Here is a 20,650-nt window from a genome sequence, read left to right on the forward strand (position 1 = left end):
GTATCCGTTCACCCTTTGCCGTCATCATGCTGGAATTCCCGTCGGTCAACGGTTAATCGACGGCAAATTTTCCGGGGACAACCCTTTGCTGCTCCGTTCCACGCTCATCTATGGCCCAGCTATTCTGCTGACGCGGGTCTCCGCTCTGCTCCTGCTGGTCGTCATGACGCGGTTGATCGACCAGACCGAGTATGGCCTGCTGACCCTGGTGGTCACCGTGGGCGAAATGACGGATGTTGCCGTTACCAACTGGCTGCGCATTGCCTTGCTGCGGCTTGGTGGAAAAGGCGACGTCAGCCGTGGCAGCCTGATGCTTGCCGGACAGGTATTGCTTGCCACCACGGTGCTGGCCCTGATCATATCCGTGATCGCCTCGGCGGTGATCGTGCCGGAGCGTTGGATCGAATTTGCAATCGCCGTCTGCAGCTATCTGATTGCCGGCTCCATCAGCCGGTTCGCGTTGACGGTGCTGCAAATGCAGCAGCGTCATTCCCTCTATTCGATGCTTGAATATCTGCGCGGCCTGCTGCAACTCGCCTTGCCGATCGCCGCCATCCTTATCTTCCAACGCTCGTTTCTGACGGTATCGCTCGGCTCGAGCCTCGCCGTGCTGATTGCCGGCATCGTGGCGTGCGTGGTGGCATCCGGGCGCGTTATTGGCGGCCCGCCGCGCTTCACCCACAAGGAGTTTTTTGCCCTCGGCGTGCCCCTGGTCATCATGGCGCTGGTCGGTTTCGGTCTCAACAGCGCTGAACGCGTCTTCCTCAAGCTCTACTACGATGCCGGCGCGGTGGCCGTCTTCGCAGCCGCCTACGCATTGGCTCGGCAGCCGATCGATATGGTCGCCAACGCAATCAACATGGGCGCATTTCCAGAAGTGGTCAGCCGCTTCGACGAAGAGGGATCCGAGGCGTCCGGGCGGTTGTTGTCGCAACTCATGGCCTTGATGATACGCCTTTGCCTGCCGGTCGCAGCAATGCTTATCGCGCTCAGCGGCGACATCACGCGACTCCTGCTGCCCGCGGAATATCATGGTCGCTTCGGTCTGCTGTTTCCGATCATCGCCTTCAGCGTTCTATGTGCTAATCTCACAAGCTTCGTTTATGGCGTCGTGGTGCACGCACATAAGCGGCCGTGGTTGCTGATCATCGCCAATTCCTTCGGCTCGGTGGCAACGATTTCACTGTCTTTTCTGTTGATCCCCACCATGGCGGAGGTTGGCGCGGCGTTGGCGTTGGCGGGCGGATCGCTGGCAGGTCTTGCAGCCTGCATCGTCATCGCCGAGAGGCTCACGCCGGTGCCGGTTCCCTGGCGCGACATCGCTGTCTCGGTCATCATTTCTATCTGCACCGGACTGGCCGCCAGCCTTGCCAGCACTGGGCTGGGCAATATGCCGGCGATCTTTCCGCTCGCGGCGGGCGGTGTCGCCGGCGCTGCGGCTTTCCTGGGACTGACCTGGTTGTTTCACCCCGCGGCCGTGACGCAGTTCATCGGCAAGCTAAGGGTACGGCTCCGGATCGCATAAATCCCGCGCTATGAGGCATGCTTGTCTGAAAGTCGCGAGCCTACGGATTGACGTTTCGGCGTCCCCGGCGAGACCAGAACTCACGCCACAGCAGCAGTGCATAGGCGGTGTTGGTATCGTAGTAGCGGCGCCACAAGCGTCGCGGCTCCTGCGCCACGCGAAACAGCCACTCCAGGCCCGCCGCCTGAACCAGTCTCGGTGCCCGGGCGACCTTTCCACCATAGACGTCGAAGCTGCCGCCCACGCCCATGACGAAACTCGGAGCGAGTACGTCGCGATAGCGCTTGAGAAAGCGCTCCTTGCTCGGCGTCGGCATCGCCACAAACAGACAGTCGGCACCTGAAGCGTTGATGGCCTCGACGATCGCGGCCTCTTCCTCCGCCTTGAAATACCCATTGCGCCGGCCGGCAATGGCCAGGCTCGGATGATCTCTGGCAAGTCGGCTTTCAACTGCGTCGAGAATGTGCTGTTCAGCGCCCAGAAGGTAGGGGCGATAGCCACGCCTGGCGCACAGCGCAAGCAGGTTGATCATGACGTCGACGCCGGTCACACGCTCCGGCAACTCGACGCCGCAGAGCCGCGCGCCCCAAAGCACGCCTTTGCCGTCGACATTGACCATATCCGCCCCGACGACATCCTCGCGCAGTTCGGCATTCTTGCGCATGTTCACAAGCTTGGCGACGTTCACGACAACATGATGAAGCGGTCGCCGCGTCGCCATCGCCTCGTCTGCGATGGCCAGCGTCTCGGCCATGGTCAGCGCATGGATGGTCGCACCGAGAAACTCGCGGCGGCGTGATGCCAATAGAGAGTGTTGCGCCCATGCCGGGTCATGCGAGTTCATGCCGCTTCTCCGGTGCGAGCGAGAGACTGCGAGCGTTCCATTTCGGATTTCTTGCCTTCGATGCGGGCGTCGGGCTTGCGCGCCTTGCGCCAGGTCCACAGGCCCCGTGTGTCGACGAGCTTCTTGTCCTTGAGCGCTTCGGGATCGATCAGATTGAATTGTCGATGGTCGACCAGCAGGACGACGATATCGGATTGGTCAATAGCGGAAAGTGCATCGGTGAACATGACGCCGCTGCCCTCGAGCTCGTGTGGCAACTGACGCGCATTGGGCTCGGCAGCGACGATCTTGATATTGGGAATCTTGGACAGAAGCTTAACAACCTCGACAGCCGGGCTCTCGCGCATATCGTCGATATTGGGTTTGAAGCTGAGGCCAAGACAGGCGATCGTCTGCTTGCGGGTCGGGTCGAGCAATGCCTCGATGTCCCTGACCACCGACAAGGGTCGCTCGGAATTGATGCGCCGTGCCGAACTGATCAGCCGCGTATTGTTCGGTGCGGCGTCGATGATAAAATACGGATCGATCGCAATGCAGTGGCCGCCCACGCCCGGGCTCGGCTGCAGGATGTTCACGCGAGGATGCCGGTTGGCGAGATCGATTACCTCCCAGACATTGAGCGACAGATCCTGGCACACCGCCGCAAGCTCATTGGCGAAGGCGATATTGACATCGCGGAACGCATTTTCGGTCAGCTTAACCAGTTCCGCGCTTTCGGCCTGGGTTATGAACAGGTCGCCGGCGACGAAGCTTGAATAGAGTGCCGCTGTCCGCTCCGAAGACTTTCGGGACAGTCCGCCGATCGAGCGATCATTGTTGATCAGCTCGGTCAGCACCTTTCCCGGCAGCACGCGCTCGGGAGAGTAGGCGACCAGGACGTCAGCTTCCTCGCCATGCGCGACGGGAAATTTGAGATCGGGTCGCAGTTCCGCGAGCAGCGCTGTCATGACGCGCGTCGTGCCGACCGGCGATGTTGATTCCAGCACCACCAGGTCGTCCCGTTTTAGCACCGGAGCGATGCTTCGCGCTGCCGCAAGCACGTAGCTGACATCCGGCTTGCGGTCCGGGGTGATCGGAGTTGGAACGGCGATAATATAGGCATCGGCCGGCTGAGGCGTGCTGAATGCCTTGAGCTTGCCATTGGCGACGACTTTCTGGATCAAACCATCCAGGTCCGGTTCGATGATGTGAATTTCGCCGCGGTTGACCTTCGCGACCACCGCCTCGTTCACATCGACACCGATGACATCGAGTCCGCGGCTGGCAAAAATGGCACAGGTCGGCAGGCCGATATAGCCCATGCCGATAACGGAAACGGTTTTGATTTCAGCCATGATTCAGCAATTCCTCAACGATCCGGCTCGCAGCTTGGCCATCGCCGTATGGGTTGTGCCTCTCCGCCATGCCGCGATAGACGCTCTCATCATCGAGCAGGCTATTGGCATTGGCCAGAATTTTTTCGATATCGGTGCCGACCAGCCGGGCAGTACCAGCGGCGATCCCTTCGGGTCGCTCCGTGTTTTCCCGCATCACCAGCACCGGCTTGCCGAGTGAAGGCGCCTCTTCCTGCACGCCGCCGCTGTCGGTCAACACCAGGTAGCTCTGTTTCTGCAGGTACAGGAATGGCAAATAGTCCTGCGGGTCGATCAGGTGGATGTTCGGCACCGTCCCGATTTCGGCGTCGACCACGGAGCGCACATTCGGGTTGGGATGGACCGGGTAGATGATCTGCACATCCCTGCGCGCCGACAATGCCTTCAGCGCGGTGCAGATTCTCTGGATGCCGCCATCGAAATTCTCACGGCGATGACCGGTGACGAGGATCATTTTCTTGGTCGGATCGATGAAGGGGAAACGAGCGGCGAGCTCGGCGTTCATCAGCTTGTCGGCATCGATCTCGCTGGAGAAATGCAGCAGCGTGTCGATCACGGTATTGCCGGTTACGAAGATGGTGTTCGCAGCCTTTCCTTCGGCGATGAGATTGTCGCGCGCCTCGGTGGTCGGCGCAAAATGCCAGGTGGCGATGTTGCCGGCAATCTTACGGTTCAGTTCCTCCGGAAAGGGAGAGTTGATGTTGTGGCTGCGCAATCCCGCCTCGATATGGGCAACCGGAATGCGCTTGTAGAAGGCAGCTAGAGCCGCGGTCATCGCGGTGGTTGTGTCGCCCTGGACGATGACGATGTCCGGCTTCGCCTTCTCCAGCACCCCCGCCATTCCGAGAAGCACGCGCGAGGTCACGTCGAACAACGTCTGACCTGGCTGCATGATGTTGAGATCGTAGTGCACCGGCAGGCCCGTCAGTTCAATGACCTGATCGACCATCTCGCGATGCTGGCCCGTCACACATATTTCCGTGGTAAAGCCCAGATGGGCAAGCGCGGCGCGCGCCACCGGAAAACATTTGAGCGCCTCCGGCCTCGTGCCGAACACGATCAGCAGTTTTCGCCTTGAGGGCAATCTCGGATGTGAAACGGCGTTCATGGTTGACCCTGGTCACCGAAAGCGTGGGCGCCCGGCTGACATGTGCTTTCAGCCTAACAATAGCGCCCTGAACCGCCTTCGTATTCAAAAAAATTAACGTATGATTAACGCTAGAGTCCGCAGCCCCCCTTGGGCAACCCTTGCCAGGAACTGTGGGGAAAGATACCAGAGCAAGCCATTTTTTGCTTTAACGAGAATAACTTGGGTTGACTAATATTTTAATCATCGGCCACGCCGTCGGATCCCGGCGCTGGGAAAATGAGCTTTTCATGCGGTTGGATGCGGCAGGTTATGTGGTCTCGAGTTGCCACGCGCCGGCGGCGGCGCCAACCGCTCGGGGGCTGGACACTGTCTTGGCGATCGAGAGCCGGCGTTTCGGTCGCTCGCTGGCGGGCCGGTCCGAGCCGCTGCCGCCCATCGATCGCGGCCCTCCGGACCTCGTCATAGATCTCACTGCCAGCGCAACGGGGCAAGGCGCGCCAGTCCTGAGGCTCGAATTTTGCGGCCGCACCAGCTTTCCAGCCGGCGTTGCCGCAATGTTGGCGAGCGGACAATTGCCTGAACTTGGCGCTCGCCTCGATGGCGTTGTCGTAGCCCAGGCTACACCGATGCTGGCAGACAGGCTCTGGCTATCTCGAAGCTGCAACGACCTGCTCGCCGGTGCCATGTCGCTGATCATGCAAACCGTCGCCCGCTTCTTTGCGGGCAAGCTTGTGCCGGTAAGCGACAACCCGGTGCCGATCCTGAAGAACGACAGTTTTGTTCGACACTATGTGCCCTTTTTCGGCAGGGCCTTGATCGATCGCGCCGTGCAAAAAATCAGGCGGGGACGACGCCCCTTCTATTGGCAGGTCGCCTATCGGGTGATCGACGGACCAGGCATCGCCGAAACCGGGCAACTCGACGGCAAACCGTTCACAGTCCTGCCGGACGATGGCCAACGCTTCTATGCCGACCCGTTCGTCTTCGAGGTCGACCGCCGCCATCATCTGTTTGTCGAGGAATTTCCCTACGCGACGAGTCGCGGCGTGATTTCCGTCGCCGAGCTCGGTGACGATGGCACTTTCGGTGTTCCAAGGGTTGTATTGGAGGAAGCGCACCACCTGTCGTATCCGCAGGTGTTCGCACACGATGGCGAGATTTTCATGATCCCCGAAAGTGGTTCGGCTCGCGAACTTGTGCTCTATCGCGCCGCGCAGTTTCCCGACCGCTGGGTCCGCGACACGGTGCTGATGGCGGACAGGGATTTCAACGACGCGACGCTGCTCGAATCCGACGGTCGCTTCTGGCTGGTTGGAACGGAGCGGTTCGGCTACGGCAGCGCGTCGGACACGATGGCGGTCTATTGCGCACCCTCGCTGCGCGGGCCATGGGTCGCCCATCCGCTCAATCCCATTGCCGTCGATCATTCGGCCACCCGGCCGGGCGGCGCCTTTATCCACCACGACGATGCCCTGGTGCTGCCGGTGCAGAACGGATCGAGGGCCTATGGCGGTGGTCTGGGGCTGATGCGGCTTGAGCGACTCGACGCGTCCGATGTCCGTTTTGCCTCGCCCCGGCCGATCGGCGCGGGTCCGGCATGGGCACGCACGGGCATTCATACGCTTAACCGCGCCGGCAATGTCGAGGTCGTGGACAGCGCGGGCTGACTGAAGCGCTGAAAGCCGTGAGCGTCCCGTTGCGTGGCCTGCTTATTTGTTCTCCGTGGCAATATGAGGAAGCGGTGTGTTTCTCGTCTTCCTTCTGCCGTTCAGGGTCTGAAGAATCGGCTTCTCGATCATCTCGTAAATCACCAGACTGACGAGGCAGGCTGCCACGATGCTGACCACCGACACCAACAATACCGTTGTCGGATGCTCGTATCCGACGGTGCGTCTGGCCAGGTACGCCACAGCGCCGATCACGAAGATATGCGACAGATAAAGCGCGTAGGAAGCGTCGCCCAACTGCTCGAGAAGGCTCCAGTGCTTGAGTTTCGGCTCCAGAATGAGGCTGAGATGAAGCAGGCCCGCCGCCCACATTGCTTGTCCCGCGAAGCTGATCTGACCCAATAGCGGCGTACCGTCATCGACGAATGAAAGCACCACGCCTGCAGCGGTCATTACGCCGAATATCCAGGCATGGCGTATGTCGGAAGTGAAATCACCGTCCAAATAGCGCCGCCCTATCCACATGCCGATTACGAATGCCACCGGAGAAGGGTTGAGATAGAACTGGATAACAGGGTTGGTGGGAGCCAGCCACAGCCCGGGTATCCACATCGCAATGAAAAAGACCGTCAGCACAAATACGCGCGAGGTCACGGACAGGAATGCGAACACCGCAAAAGCGATATAGAAAAATACCTCGTAATTGAGCGTCCAGCCGAGTGAGAGGATTGGACTGGCGCTATCCCGTCCAGGCGCTTCGTGAACAATGAAGAGGAGCGACTGAAGATAGTGGGGCCATGTAAAGACGGTCTTCTGGAAGAGACTTGGCGCGAGCGCCGCCAGAACGGCGGCGAGGCTGGTGAAAAGCCAGTAAAGGGGGATGATCCGGATTGCTCGGCGTTTCAGGAAGGTGGCAGCGGAAAACGGACCATCTCCCGTAATATGGACCATTATGAAACCGCTGATGACAAAGAACAGAACGACGCCCAGGCGGCCCGCCGTCACGATAATCAGATTGTCCACGCCAATCTGATAGGAAAAGGCGTGTGCGAACAGAACCAGCAAGGCGGCGCAGGCGCGAAGATACTGAATCGAATAGAATTTCTTCACCTTGATCTCCTGCGCTTTGCCGGCGCCTGATGCCATTGTGCCGTCCACAGGCAGCGCGTCCGGCGCCGTGCAAAGCATCGCCATCAATACGGCTGCCGATGCATGTCGCGCAAGTGCATTGCCTGCATTCGTTCCCACGCGGCGCACTTTGGTGAGATCTCAATGAGCGGTGTCCGGCTTTTCGGCAAAGCTGACATGTGGCGGCCCATGCCGGGCATCGCCACTGTTAAGATCGGGTTATCCATATTCCTTTACGTTCGTGTAGGAAAATGTACCCGGGGGCGCGTTCGTCCCCTGCCATCTCAATCGCAAGCCGCAACGCTGGTCGGATAATCGTGAGTGTCACCCCCACAGAGCAACAGTTCGTGACCGCGCAGGCCAGCCGCCAAGACGCCCTCACGCTCCTGTTCTTTCTCCTCGCGGCCTTCGCTTTCCTGCTCCGCTCGACCATCTCGCCGCAGTTGATGAATATGGTGATGTCCTATTCGACGGAGGGGGGGTCGTTTCCCGAAAAGCTGCATATCGGGACCTATGCGATCTTTCTGCTGCTTGTCGTCATCGCCACGACCCGGCCAATTCGGCTCGAAGGCGATGAAGTCAGGCTGTTCAAGGCGACATTGTTATATTCGCTGCTGCTGTTGTGGCTGGTGCCTTATCTCTTCGTGATAGGCCGTGCCGGCTCGGCCGGCTTCATAATCGATTCCTATCTGGTCTCTTGTGCCGCGGCGATGATCATGCTTGCCCTGGGTGACCATGTGCGCAGGGCGCTTGGCAATGTCATCGTCGGCATGATTGTCCTCAGCGCCATCATCGGAACGATCGAGGCCGTCACCCAGCATCGATTCCTGCCCTATCCCCTCGTTGAGCTGGACTTTCGGCCGATCGGACTGTCGGCCCATCCGCTGGCGCTGGGCGCGCTTTGCACCACCGCCATAGGTTTCGTTGCATTGACGCGGTGGCGTATCTGGGTGTGTGCGCTTTGCATCTTCATTCTCTTCATCGGCACGGCCGCTTCGGGCGCGCGCACCGCCCTGCTGCTCGCTTGCGGCGAGATCCTGTTCCTGCTCGTGTTCCTGCCTTGGCCGGACTTGTCACTCAGACATCAACGCCAGGCCAAACTCCTGGTGCTGATGCTGACGCTGGCCGGTGGCGCCATACTGATTGCGATACTCTTTTCGGCGGGGCTGCTGAACCGCTTCAGCAACACGCTCTTTGATCAAAATTACGACGCGCGCGTCAAGATCTACGATGTATTCAAGTTCGTTGAATGGAGGGACATCCTGCTTGGCATGAATCCCAACGAGTTGTTGAAGATCGTCAACGAAAAGCTCAACCTCCCCTTCATCGAAAGCACGCCGGTCGTTCTTACGCTTCTATTCGGCCTGCCGATCGCCTTGCTCTTCGCGTTTGCTTTCTTCCGGTTCCTTTTCAAGCTCCTGCGCAATACGCCTCGGGCCGCCCATATCGCAGCGGCCGCATCAATTCTCGCGGCATTGTCAAACAATGCCCTCTCTTCGAAGGCGCCGGACATCATGCTGCTCGTCATCTTGTTGCTCGCTTATCGAAAGCCGGATAGGCGCCAAACCGGCACGCTTCAAGGCCAACCAGCATCAACAGCGACATGACGCCAGGCCCGCTCCTTGTGGGTGCCCTCGCAACGACCTCTTGCACCTTCGATTTGAAACGTCTGCACGCTTTGCCAGGCTACGACGGGCGTGGCAGAACACCAACCAAGGGTGGATAGATCGCTGTCCGGAACGCGCCTGACACGCCTGGAAAATGAAATATTAACGATGTTTCCGTAAAGCAGGCTGTGCGTATTGAATATTAAAGGGTTAGCATGATGTCCGCCGCTTCCGGTCCTCCTCCAGCTGCGGCCGCCGCCGGCACTAGCCCCTATGAACGGATCGAAAATGCGCGGCGCGCCAGCAGGCCAAAGCCGCAACAAACCGCGCCGATCATGGCACATGCGGCGGCACCAGCTGTAACGTCGGCCCCTGTAGCGTCGGCCCCTGTGTCGCCTGCACCCGTGGCGCCGCCTGTAGCCGAGCCCGTCACGACGGTGACGCTCAACAAGATCGGAACCTTTCTCGAACTCGATTTCGGGCGTCTGTTTGTCTGGCTGCGCGCCGGCCTCGCTCTGGTATGCCTGCTGGCAATAGCCGGCGGGATCATCGGCGGTGCCTACGCTCTGCTGAGCAAGCAGCGCTACACCGTGACCACGGACATCCTCATCAATCCCGCCAATCTTCAGGTTGTTCCGAATGATCTTTACCCGCAATCGGCCCAGGTCGATGGACAGCTGCTCAGCGCGCGCAGCAAAGAGCGCATCTTGACCTCGGGCAGCGTGCTTTCACGTGTTGTAGACGATCTTGACCTGGCCAGTGACCCGGAGTTCTTCGACGCGGACCGAAGCCGCACAGGGACGGACGGCGCCAAACCCGACCCAAAGCTTACCGCCCTGAAGAACCTGGCGGAACGGGTTGGCAGCATCGCGGATGAAAAGTCGTTTGTCACGACCTTGATGGTATCGGCGGAAACCCCCGCCAAGGCGATCCTGATTTCGCAGGATATCGTCAAGACTTTCCAGGAAGAGCTGGCCAGCGCCGAGGCTTCCGGCGCCAGCCGTGCCGCGGCGGCGCTGGACGGGCGGCTGGGCCAGCTCAAGAGCGATGTGCAGGCGGCCGAAGAGAAGGTCGAAGCCTATAGGCGCAGCCACAATCTGGCCACCAGCAATGGGCAGCTTGTTTCCTCGCAAACCATGACCCAGCTCAACGGCCAGATCGTGGAGACGCAATCGCGCGTCATCGCCGCGCAGGCAAGTTACGACGCCCTGCTTGCCGCCGGCGCAAACGGCACCAATTCCGGTCCCGCCACGTCGGAGGCGCTTGTGGCGCTGCGCGCAACGGCCAACGGCCTGCGCCAGCAGATCGATTCGCAGTCGATGACCTTTGGCCCCCGTCATCCGTCGATCGTCAGGCTGAAGACGGAGTACAACACGGTCAGCGCGCAACTCAGCGCCGAATACGCGCGCACCCTGCGCCTGGCGAAGGTCAATCTCGATGCCGCCAAAACCTCGTCGGCCTCCCTCAATGCCAAGATGAATGACTTGAAGGGCAACGTGTTCTCGGATAGCGATTCCGAGGTCGCCTTGCGTGAGCTTGAACGTGACGCCGCGTCGAAGACGGCTATCTATGAGAGCTTCCTGTCGCGGGCACGCCAGATAACCGAGCGCGAACAGATCGACAGCACCAATGTGCAGGTGATTTCCACCGCAGTGCCGCCAAAGGGCCGTTCATGGCCCCCGCGCACCGTCGTGATGATCGGCCTGGGGGCCATTGGCGGCATGATCCTCGGCATGTTGCTCGCCATTACCCTGGGTATCGTGCGCGACATGCGGCTTCCGCCGAACCGCCCGGATGTCATTGCCAGCCGCGCCTGAAATGGCGAAGCGGATTGTCTTTCACATTGCCAGCCTCAGGGGCGGCGGCGCCGAGCGTGTGTTCGTCCTGATAGCGAACGAGCTGGCATCGCGCGGCCACAACGTCACGCTTTTTACCTGGAACGCGCAGGGGCCCAATGCCGCCCTGCTTTCGCCTGCCGTGCATCTGGTCGATTTCGGCCTCCCCATTCGCGGCGAGGGTTATGGCAAGTGGGCGACATTGAAAGGCATCGTGCGAAGCGCGGGCCTGCTTGGCCGCCTTTCTCCCGACGCGATCTACAGCGCCCCGGAATTCGCCAATCTGGTCGTGGCGCTGGCGCTTTCCCTCGCGCGAAGCAGGGCGCGGTTCTTCCCGAGTTTCCACGCCGCCGCCTCATTGCCTTCCGGCAGCCTTGGCGCGAAAATGGCGGTCTGGCTTTCGGCCCTGGTTGCGGCCCGCGCCACCAGGGCCATCGCGGTTTCTGAGGGTGTCGGCGGCGATCTTGTGGCCCGAGGCTTCCCGAAATCCAAGGTCGTGGTCATCAACAACCCGCTGCCGCCGGCTGCGGCATCCCAGCAACGCTCCTACGCCTGGCAGGCAGAGCTCGCGGCGATGGGCGACGGCCCCGTCATCATCACCGCCGGACGCCTGGTGCCGGTTAAGGATCATTGGACGTTGCTGCGGGCCTTCGCTGTGCTGCGCGCCGGCCGCCGGGCCCGGCTTGTCATCTTCGGCGAGGGTCCGCTGGCCGACGAGCTGCGCGCCTATGCCGAAGAATCCGGTATCGGCGCAGACGTTCTGTTTGCGGGCTATGTCAATGATCCGGCGGCCTGCTACGCAGTAGCTGACTTGTTCGTCCTATCATCGACCAGCGAGGGCTTCGGCAATGTTCTGGTCGAGGCCATGGCAGCGGGGATTCCGGTGGTCTCCACGGACGCGCCGCACGGCCCGCGCGAAATACTTGATGACGGCCGCTTCGGCGCCCTGGTGCCGGTCGGCGATGCCGCGGCTCTGGCAGTGGCGATGGCCAGAATGCTCGACCAGCCGACAACCGCCGCGATCCTGAAAAGCAGGGCGGCGGATTTCGAAATTGAAAAGATCGGAGACCGGTACGAGGCGTTGCTCTGAATTAGCGCATGGATCGGCTTGCGGCGGCACAGGAATTCGCCATTGATGGGACAGGACGCCGCCAACATAGGCCGGTTACTCCCAATCCAATCATGATCTTTAACATCAATTTACCCGGAGTTGGTAACAACAGGGAACCCGCGTTTTATCCTCAGGATAGGGATTTTCCTTGCCGCAGCATCACAGCCTTCCTGCCGGCCGTGCAAACGATCGCAATTGGCCGCGATTGCACCGCTTCATGCGGGTTGAGCTGGAACTCGCGCCTGACGTCCTGGTGCCGCGAGCCGAAACGGAACTGCTTGGCCGGACGGCCGCGGCCATTCTTGGCGAACAGGCGCACGAAACGATCCTGATCGACATGTGCTGCGGCAGCGGCAATCTTGCCGTGGGCATCGTCAGCGGATGTCCTCGGGCTCGGGCATGGGCGGCGGACCTGACCGACAGCACGGTTTCGCTTGCCCGCCGCAATGTTGTGCGCCTCGCCCGGCAGGACAGGATCAAGGTCCGGCAAGGCGACCTATTTGCCGCGATCGAGGGTGACGGCCTCCGCGGCGCTGCCGACATGGTTGTGTGCAACCCGCCCTATATTTCCTCATCCCGTCTCGATAGCGAAAGCGCGCATCTGTTGGAGAACGAACCTCGGGAAGCTTTCGACGGCGGCCCTTACGGTATTTCGATCCTCCAAAGGCTGGTCCGGGATGCCGCAGCTTTCCTCAAGCCAGGCGGATGGCTGCTATTTGAGTTCGGCGAAGGTCAAGATCGGCAGATAGCAACCCTTTTATCGAGAACGAAATCCTACGAAACCCCAACCTTTGCCGTGACGGCCGACGGCCAGCCCCGTGTCGCCATGGCGCGCAAACATGGTGGCCGGGTTCCCGGAACCGGGAGCCCGGCGTGAGCGTCGTCCGCGCCCTCGATCAGGCCGACCTTGCGGCCGTCGCGGGCATGTTTCAACGCATGCTGCGCAAGAAGCGGGGGCCAGCGCCGGCCTCCCTCGTCGATTACATGAGGCGGTTTTATCTGGACGCACCCGACTGGGGCAGCGGGCTCCGTTCGCTTGTCCATGTCAATGACGCCGGCCAGGTTTCCGGCTTCGTCGGCGTTCATGCGCTGCCGATGAAATTCAACGGCCGGCAGCTCTACGCTGCCATCTGCAGCTCGCTGATGGTCGAGGATCACGAGACCGATCCGATGGCCGGTGCCCGCCTGTTGAAGGCCTTCCTCGATGGTCCGCAGGACATCTCCTTCAGCGAAACCGCCAATGATACGTCCGTGAAACTGTGGACGCGGCTTCGCGGCGTTGTGCTGCCGCAATACAGCCTTGACTGGGTTCGCGTGATGCGGCCGGCGACCTTCGTGCTCAGCCTTTTTGCCAGTCACATGAAGCTTGCCTGGATGTTGAACCCGCTCGCCCGGATGGTCGACCGGCTCTACCTTCGCAAAATGGAGGGCGGTCAACGACGCTGGACCGGCGTCGTCGCCAACGCATCGAGCCGGGGGGCATTTCGGACCTCCGAGATCGACAGCGGCAGCTTTGCGGGGCTGCTGGAACCGCTTTGCGCCCAGTTTCCGCTACGTCCGCAGTGGGCGGAAGGTCAGCTCGACCATATTCTGGGCGATGCGGCGCAAAAGCCGGATTTCGGAGAGCTTGTCTGCGTGTCGGTGGCATCGCCGAACGGCGCCAATGTCGGCGCTTTCGCCTACTACGCTCGACCGGACGGGATCGGCCGCGTGCTGCAGGTCCTCGCTCTTCCCGGCCAGGCCGGGCCGGTGATCGATTGCCTGGTCGAGCATGCCGCCCGGCGCGGTGTCTCCGGCTTGCGCGGCCGCGTTCAGCCCGCGCTTCTGGACGCCATGCTTGTAAGACGCATAGCCTTCATACCGGTCGCCTCGACCGTCGTGCATTCACGCGATCCCGAGCTTCTCGATGCCATGAAGAACGCGCAGGTCTTTCTGAACGGGCTTGCGGGCGAGCAGTGGAGCCAGTTGATCGGCGGCCGCTTCACCTGAAGCGTTCCGCCTAGAGCAATTCCAGGAAAGGGTGCGCGGTTTCCGTCCGGAATGGCATAATGCATCAGGTCAGGAGCCGACTTCGTCCACGCCGTCAACAAGCTGCGGGCGCAGGTGCAGATAGCGCGTCGCCTTTCGCTTGGCGGCGATGTCGGCCCAGACGCGTTCGATCTGTGAGGCGGCCAATCCCGCCGCTTGCCCTACCACCTCGGCGGACACGCCGTTGTTGAGGCCGTAGAGACACAGATCCATCCGATCGTAAGGCAGGGAGAAGTAGAATTCTTCCTGCGTCTGCACCAGCGAGTAGGTGTCGGTGGTCGGCGGCCGGTTGCGGACCTCTTCCGGAATGCCGAGATAGGCGGCTAGCGCATAGACCTGCGTCTTGTAGAGATGCGCGATCGGCTTGACGTCGGCGGCGCCGTCGCCGTTCTTGACGAAGAACCCCTGGTCGTATTCCAGCCGGTTCGGTGTGCCGAGCACGGCGAAGTTCAGCCGGTCGGCATGATAATATTCGAGCTGCTTGCGGGTGCGCTGCTTCATGTTGGTGGCGGCAACGATGCCGAGATAGACAGCCACCGGCATCCGCAATTTCGTCTGCTTGCCTTGCGGGTCCTGCACCACCAGCGACGAGATGTTGTAGCCCTCGCCTTCGAGCACGTTCGCGATCACGATCTTCGAGGCCCAGCCGTTGCCATAGTCCGGGACCAATTCGCGGATGAAGGCGTCGCGGCGTTCATAGCAGCCCATTGCCCGCAGGGTCGGCCCGATATCCTCCACAACGGCCTCGACGCCGAAAGTGTCGGCGACCAGATGGCCGAGCCGCAGGCTTTCGGGGTCGGAATCGCTTTCCGGCATGAGGACGCACAGCACATTCTGGTGGCCGACGGCCCGCGCGGCCAATGCAGCCGAAACGCTGGAATCTACACCGCCCGAAAGACCGAGCACGAGTCCGCGCTTGCGAATGCCGCGCAACTGCTCGCGCAGGGCCGCCACGATCCTGTCCGTTTCGGCGGCGGGATCGATGGCGAGGGCTTGCGTGAAGGCCGGCGCATCCTGGGTTGAGCCGATGTTCATTGCTCGGCCTCCATCATCTCAGCCGCGAGCCGGCGGCTGACCTTGCCCGACTCCGTCTTCGGTAATTCGCTCCGGAACTCTATGATTTTGGGGACCATGAAATCCTCCAGGTGGCGCGCGCAGTGACGAATGATGTCCTTTCCGCCAAGCGCCGGATCGGACCGCACGACGAGCGCGCCAATCGCATGCCCCAGCACCGGATCCGGCACGCCGACGACCACCGCTTCCGCGATACCTGGATGGGCGTGGAGCACGGCCTCCACTTCCTTGGGGGCGACCTTCTCGCCACGCGTCTTGATGATGTCGTCCTTACGCCCGACAAAATAGAGAAAGCCGTCCTCGTCGGTCTGGAACAGGTCGCCCGTATAGAGCACCTTTTCCCAAGGGTTAGGCCCCGGCCGGAGCGCTCGTTCCGTCGCGGCCTTGTTGCGCCAATAGCCCTGCATGACGTGCGGACCGCGGATGACTAGCTCACCTGCCACGCCCGCCGGCACGCGTTGTCCAAGGTCGTCGACGACAAAGGCTTCCGTGTTGGGGATGGCTATGCCGACCGACCCTGGCCGGCGGTCAAGTTCCTCGGGTGGCAAATAGGTGCAGCGCTTGCATTCGGTCAGCCCATACATCGAATAGATCCGGACGCCGGGCAGCAGCGAGCGCAGGCGTTCTATGTGGGCTGGCGGCAAGGCGGCCGCGGTGTTGGAAATATAGCGGAGGCTGGGCAGGAAACCCGGCGCCAGATCACGCATCTGCAGGATCATCGCCGCCATGGTAGGCACCAGCGGAAGGCCGGTGACGCCCTCTTTGCGGATGCGTTCGAAGATCTCGTGCGGGAAGGCGAAGGACTTCTCGAGCACCAGCGTGGCCCCGAGCCTGACTGCCATCAGCAACTGGTAGAGGCCATAGTCGAAGGCAAGCGGGAGGACGTTCAGGATGATGTCGTCCGGCGCGTTGCGCAGATAGGTGGCGATCGACCCCGCGGCGGCGTCGCAATTGCGATGCGTCATCATCACACCCTTGGGCCGGCCGGTCGAACCTGACGTGTAGATCAGCATCGCAAGGTCGACGTCGATGCCGCGATGGTTTACCTCCGCGCCATCGAACGTCAGGCAGTCAGTCAGGGACGCGGCCCCTGCCGGGCATTGCCCGTCGGCCCCAGGGGTGGAAGCCACGAAGATGCCGGGCTTGCCTTGCGATGCGCAGGCTTCGGTGACCACGGGCATCAGCTTCGCCTGCGTCAGGACCGCCCTGGCGTCGCAATCGGCGATGACGTAACCGAGCTTGTCGGCCTTTGTGGAGGGGTTGATCGGACTGAAGGTCGCACCTGCCTTGAGTGCGGCAAAGATCGATACGGCGGCCTCCCAGCAATTGTCCATGAAGATCAGAACGCGGTCGTCGCGCCTGATCCCATTCATGAAGAGAGCGGTGGCCAGCCGGCTCGAAAGGTCGTCGAGTTCTTCGTAGCTCAGCCTTTTGCCCTTGGTGACCAATGCCGTCTTGGCCGGGTGGGCAGCAGCCTTCGCCACCAGAAAATGCTCGATCCGCACGGGACGTTCCTCGCCGTTGGCGCTTACGCTGCCAGCGTTTGTGCTCTCGCCTCGATGAAGGACGAGATGCGGTCAAGCGAGTCCAGGTTGGCCGGAACGATGTCGGCATCCACCATCGCGATGCCGAAATTGTCCTCGATGAAGGCCACCAGCTCAAGTACCGCAGTCGAGTCGATAATGTCGTTCTCGATCAGCGAGGCTGAATCCGACAGTTTGTAGGAGGTGTCGCCGAACAGGAAGTTGTCGACGATAAAGCTTCTGACCCTGTCCTTGATTGCCGTCATCATGTCTTTCCTTTTCCTCGCCGTCTCAGGCCGCTCTTGCCGCGCCGGCCGCTTGGCCGGCGAAATTCTTCTGCCACAGCTGCGTCGACAGAATGCCGACGAAGGCGGCGTTGTCGCGAAATCCGGTCGCGGTCTCAATGCGGCATTTCTCGTGGAGCTTGGCCACCGCCTTGGCGTTGAACAGGCCGCCGGCGGTAATGCTCGCCTCGCCCAGGCAGTCACGAACATAGTCTAGTTCCTCCGCCCCGACGAAGGAGCGGGCCTCCGGGGCGCGGTAAGGTTGCTTGGTGCGTTTACCGATCGCCGCCGGAAGGTGGTGCCTGGCCACCTTGCGCAATATGTGCTTCTCCATCAAGCCTTTCAGTTTCATCTCCGGCGGAAGTCTTGCCGCGAACTCTACCACGCGATGATCCAGGAAAGGAAACCGCCCTTCGATGCCGTGCGCCATGGCCATCCGATCGCCTTGGCTGGAGAGGATGTAGCCGGGCAGGAGGAAGCGGGTTTCGAGATATTGCGCCTGATGCAGCGGATGCCATAGGGAAAACGCCTCGGGTAGGCGGCTGGTCAGCTCTTCAGCTGCGTCATAACCCTTCAACGTCGCGCGCAGGTCGCCGGAAAAGAAGATTTTCGCCGCCGCCGTGGTCTTGAAGCGTGGCCGATGCGAGAACAGCGGATCGTCGAGGGCAGCGTTGCTGGTGCCGAAGAAGGCAGCCAGATACTCCACCGATTGCTGTTGCAGGCCCGGCAGATACGGGTAAAGCCGGCGGAACAGCTGCGGCCTTATGCGCGATGTGGGCTGCCGCCCGCAGAACCGGCGGACACGCGCCTCCTTGAAGACGTCGTAACCGGCGAAGACCTCGTCGGCGCCTTCACCCGTCAGCACCACCTTCAGGCCGGCCTGGCGAACCAGGGCGGACAATTTGTAGAGTGGCGCTGGCGCCGTGCGGATGATCGGCCGCTCGGCAAAGCGGATGACGTCAGGAAAGACGCTGGCGATATCGCGGGCGCCGCATTCTATGGCGTGGTGGCGCGTGCCGAGCGCCGAGGCCATTTCGGTCTGAAAGGCGCTTTCGTCATGCTCGGCGCTGTCGAAGGTTACGGAAAATGTCTCCAGTCTCCGAGGAGTCATGCCGGCGGCAAGCGCCGAAACGAGCGACGAATCGAGCCCTCCGGAAAGATAGGAACCGACCGGCACGTCGGCCCGCATGCGAAGCCTCACCGCATCGGTCAGAAGGGCTTGCAATTCCTCTGCCGCGTGGTCCTCGTTCGTGATCTTCGACGGCTCATCACGATGCGGATAGTCCAGGTGCCAGTACCGTCTGACCGTGACCTGCCCCTGCGTCGCGATCATCACACTTGCCGGTTCCAACTCGTGGATATTGCGGAACGCCGTGCGCGGAGCGATCGGCGCCCACAGCGTAAAGATCTGATCCAGCGCAATCGGATCAATTTCAGCGGAGACGCCCGGGACCTTCAACAGAGCTTTGATCTCCGAGGCAAAGTAAAGCACCCCGTCCTTACTTGTGTAGAAGAGCGGCCGGACACCCATCCGGTCTCGTGCAAGCACCATTCGTCGCTGCCGATTGTCCCATATCGCCAAGGCGAAATCACCGTTCAGGAGAGACAAGCAGTGTTCGCCCATCTCCTCATAGAGCTGAAGGATGACCTCTGTGTCGCTCGACGTCCGAAAGTGTCGGCCCTTGGCGATCAGCCCTTCGCGCAGTTCTATGTAGTTGAAAATCTCGCCGTTGAACGCAATCGTCAAATTGCCGGCCTCGTCGGACATCGGTTGCTGGCCGTCTCCGATGCCGATCACCGACAGCCGCGCATGCCCGAGCCCGGCATCGGGTGCTACGAATTTCCCTTGCTCATCCGGCCCACGATGGGCAATTGCGGCTACCATGTGCGTGAGCAAAGCTTCCGCATCCCGGATTGACCCGAAATAACCCCCGAATCCACACATCCCTTGAACTCATATTGAACGCTAAGGTACGGAACATAACCTCGATAGTGGCATCTGAGGTTAATCCGATAATTTCACCGAGCATGTGGTTAACAAGAAGTTTGCCACGATGTGGTCTCCCGTGGCTAGGACACGATGGCTCTCCATCACCTCGCGTTGCGTGTGTGGAAAACGATTTTGAGGCCGAGCCCTTCCAGGGCGTGCGGCCGTAATAGCCGGAACGATAGCCCAGGCGCTCCAACGTGGCGAACCGCCCTGGATACAAACGGACCGCGCGCAACGTGCTGCGATCTTGAGGCAAATTCAACCGCAGGCTGCCGGGCTGACTATTATTGCGGTAGGTTTTTCAACGGTTGCAATGGCTTAGCGTTTTCCGACACGCCCTAGGCGCGAACGGACCAGAGCGTTTCCAAAAAAGTGTGACACGGTTTTCTCTGCAGAAGCGCGCGGCGCTTCTCAAGCAATTTGCCTCGAAATCAAGAGATGACGGGGGTTTCAACGTGTCTGTGGAACGGTTGATCGCTCTAGGCCTTTTGTCCGGGTTGGCATGGCTGGACGCGGGCGGCTAAGGCTGGAAATGTGATTGCACGTCTTCGCTGCCGGGGGGCTGGCCGGAGGACGAGGAGGATGGCGCTGAATTTCGAATATATTGCCGGCCATCCGGCGCTGCACCGTCATGTCGAGGCGCAGTCGAAGGCGCTGCTGCATATCTATGAAACGAGCCCACGCTTGGCCGCCGTATTCGCCACGCAACAGCGCTGGCTGCTGGCTCACACCGGCCTAGCCCTGCATTTCGCCCGCGACCCGCGCGATCCCCGCACGGAACTGACACTGGCCCGCTTCATCGATGCAGTGCTTCACTATTCCGTCGCCAGCCGCAACACGGCTGAAGCCTTCATCAAGGAGATGCTGCACTATCACATCATCGAATACCTGCCGCACACCGGTGATGGACGAGCCCATCCCTTTCAGGTGACGGCAGCGACGCTGAAGGAATTCGATGGCTGGGTGGTTGCGCATCTGCGCACGCTCGACGGTCTCGACAGCGGCAACCGCCTCGCCGCGTTTCTCGAGCAGCACGGCATGATTGCCAGGCTGCAGCCGATGGTGGCGGAAGGCCTGCTCTCCTCCAACCCTGTGCGTGAGCCCAAGCAGACGTTTTCGCTGTTCATCTGGCTCAACAATGGCGGCATCGTCATGGATTGGCTGATGTCCGGCATCGATCCCGACAATGCCGCCCTCGACCGGATCCCGACCAGCGTGGTTTCGATCGGCGAATTCGCCAGTTGGCTAAAACTCTCGCGCACCCATCTTGCGCGCAAATTGCGCGACGCCGAAAAGCTCGGCAGCGTCGGCTGGCTGGGCCGGCGCGGGCATTCCGTAATGTGGGTCTCGAACAGCTTCTACCAGGAATACATGACCGTGCAGGCCGCCAAACTTGCCGTCATCGATGCCGCGTTCGAAGCCTGCCGACCGGCGTCGCCGCACGCTGGCTGAACGTTCGGCGCAGACGCTGTTGCGCAGCCGATCGTGCCGACCGCGAGGACCCGTCCGGGCGCATGGCCGAGGTGGCCTTTCCGCCGTCGGGATACGGACATCTGGACAGCGGGGGCGAA

At 61.2% G+C, this 20,650-nt stretch carries 16 protein-coding genes; 8 read left to right on the top strand and 8 right to left on the bottom strand.

All coding sequences use genetic code 11. The annotated features are described in order from the left end of the window. The first annotated feature begins 85 nt into the window (after positions 1 to 85). Positions 86 to 1,525: a lipopolysaccharide biosynthesis protein gene (locus tag NKK52_RS18490; protein WP_023683435.1), complete on the top strand. Its 1,440-nt coding sequence runs from the start codon at positions 86 to 88 to the stop codon at positions 1,523 to 1,525. A gap of 40 nt (positions 1,526 to 1,565) precedes the next feature. Here NKK52_RS18490 and NKK52_RS18495 read toward each other — a convergent pair whose 3' ends face one another. The 3 genes from NKK52_RS18495 to wecB are packed head-to-tail and all read right to left on the bottom strand — an operon-like array spanning position 1,566 to position 4,850. After that, positions 1,566 to 2,369 carry a WecB/TagA/CpsF family glycosyltransferase gene (locus tag NKK52_RS18495; protein WP_023713989.1) on the bottom strand — a complete coding sequence of 268 codons (804 nt, stop codon included), beginning with the start codon at positions 2,367 to 2,369 and terminating at the stop codon, positions 1,566 to 1,568. Further along, positions 2,366 to 3,703 (bottom strand): UDP-N-acetyl-D-mannosamine dehydrogenase, encoded by a 1,338-nt coding sequence (gene wecC, locus NKK52_RS18500; protein ID WP_023683437.1) that lies wholly within the window; start codon positions 3,701 to 3,703, stop codon positions 2,366 to 2,368. The genes NKK52_RS18495 and wecC overlap by 4 nt, the downstream gene beginning before the upstream one ends. Beyond that, positions 3,696 to 4,850, bottom strand: a complete 1,155-nt coding sequence (gene wecB, locus NKK52_RS18505) for a non-hydrolyzing UDP-N-acetylglucosamine 2-epimerase (protein WP_023683438.1) — start codon at positions 4,848 to 4,850, stop codon at positions 3,696 to 3,698. The genes wecC and wecB overlap by 8 nt, the downstream gene beginning before the upstream one ends. 353 nt (positions 4,851 to 5,203) lie before the next feature. Between wecB and NKK52_RS18510 the strand changes: the two genes are divergently transcribed. Beyond that, positions 5,204 to 6,499: a glucosamine inositolphosphorylceramide transferase family protein gene (locus NKK52_RS18510; protein ID WP_245263090.1), complete on the top strand. Its 1,296-nt coding sequence runs from the start codon at positions 5,204 to 5,206 to the stop codon at positions 6,497 to 6,499. A 42-nt stretch (positions 6,500 to 6,541) separates the two neighbouring features. Here the strand turns inward: NKK52_RS18510 and NKK52_RS18515 are convergent, their stop codons facing one another. Then, complete coding sequence (locus tag NKK52_RS18515; protein ID WP_156939268.1) at positions 6,542 to 7,747, bottom strand: acyltransferase family protein; 1,206 nt, start codon at positions 7,745 to 7,747, stop codon at positions 6,542 to 6,544. A 227-nt stretch (positions 7,748 to 7,974) separates the two neighbouring features. Between NKK52_RS18515 and NKK52_RS18520 the strand changes: the two genes are divergently transcribed. The 5 genes from NKK52_RS18520 (at position 7,975) to NKK52_RS18540 (ending at position 14,169) form a co-directional block, all read left to right on the top strand. Continuing rightward, positions 7,975 to 9,234: a VpsF family polysaccharide biosynthesis protein gene (locus tag NKK52_RS18520; RefSeq protein ID WP_023683442.1), complete on the top strand. Its 1,260-nt coding sequence runs from the start codon at positions 7,975 to 7,977 to the stop codon at positions 9,232 to 9,234. Positions 9,235 to 9,452: 218 nt separating this feature from the next. Then, the gene (locus tag NKK52_RS18525) at positions 9,453 to 11,051 is read left to right on the top strand and encodes a GumC family protein (RefSeq protein WP_031204038.1); all 1,599 of its coding nucleotides are present in this window, start codon (positions 9,453 to 9,455) and stop codon (positions 11,049 to 11,051) included. A gap of 1 nt (position 11,052) precedes the next feature. Continuing rightward, the gene (locus tag NKK52_RS18530; protein ID WP_023683443.1) at positions 11,053 to 12,159 is read left to right on the top strand and encodes a glycosyltransferase; all 1,107 of its coding nucleotides are present in this window, start codon (positions 11,053 to 11,055) and stop codon (positions 12,157 to 12,159) included. Between the two features lie 169 nt (positions 12,160 to 12,328). Beyond that, a complete protein-coding gene (locus tag NKK52_RS18535; protein WP_023683444.1) occupies positions 12,329 to 13,057 on the top strand; it encodes a N5-glutamine methyltransferase family protein in 729 nt (242 codons plus the stop codon). Then, positions 13,054 to 14,169, top strand: a complete 1,116-nt coding sequence (locus NKK52_RS18540) for a hypothetical protein (protein ID WP_023683445.1) — start codon at positions 13,054 to 13,056, stop codon at positions 14,167 to 14,169. The genes NKK52_RS18535 and NKK52_RS18540 overlap by 4 nt, the downstream gene beginning before the upstream one ends. A gap of 69 nt (positions 14,170 to 14,238) precedes the next feature. Here the strand turns inward: NKK52_RS18540 and nadE are convergent, their stop codons facing one another. From nadE to asnB, 4 genes are read right to left on the bottom strand one after another with little or no spacing between them, the layout of a single operon-like run. Next, on the bottom strand, positions 14,239 to 15,243 hold the full coding sequence (gene nadE, locus NKK52_RS18545; RefSeq protein ID WP_023683446.1) for an NAD(+) synthase: 1,005 nt from the start codon (positions 15,241 to 15,243) through the stop codon (positions 14,239 to 14,241). Next, on the bottom strand, positions 15,240 to 16,787 hold the full coding sequence (locus NKK52_RS18550; RefSeq protein ID WP_023683447.1) for a class I adenylate-forming enzyme family protein: 1,548 nt from the start codon (positions 16,785 to 16,787) through the stop codon (positions 15,240 to 15,242). The genes nadE and NKK52_RS18550 overlap by 4 nt, the downstream gene beginning before the upstream one ends. Before the next feature lie 23 nt (positions 16,788 to 16,810). Continuing rightward, a complete protein-coding gene (locus NKK52_RS18555) occupies positions 16,811 to 17,074 on the bottom strand; it encodes an acyl carrier protein (RefSeq protein ID WP_023671787.1) in 264 nt (87 codons plus the stop codon). A 22-nt stretch (positions 17,075 to 17,096) separates the two neighbouring features. Further along, positions 17,097 to 19,034 carry an asparagine synthase (glutamine-hydrolyzing) gene (asnB, locus tag NKK52_RS18560; protein ID WP_023725130.1) on the bottom strand — a complete coding sequence of 646 codons (1,938 nt, stop codon included), beginning with the start codon at positions 19,032 to 19,034 and terminating at the stop codon, positions 17,097 to 17,099. Between the two features lie 627 nt (positions 19,035 to 19,661). On the opposite strand from asnB, the gene NKK52_RS18565 reads away from it, so the two are divergent. Beyond that, the gene (locus NKK52_RS18565; protein ID WP_023683449.1) at positions 19,662 to 20,531 is read left to right on the top strand and encodes a hypothetical protein; all 870 of its coding nucleotides are present in this window, start codon (positions 19,662 to 19,664) and stop codon (positions 20,529 to 20,531) included. Positions 20,532 to 20,650 lie beyond the last annotated feature (119 nt).

Source organism: Mesorhizobium sp. C277A (assembly GCF_040324395.1).
Classification (GTDB): domain Bacteria; phylum Pseudomonadota; class Alphaproteobacteria; order Rhizobiales; family Rhizobiaceae; genus Mesorhizobium.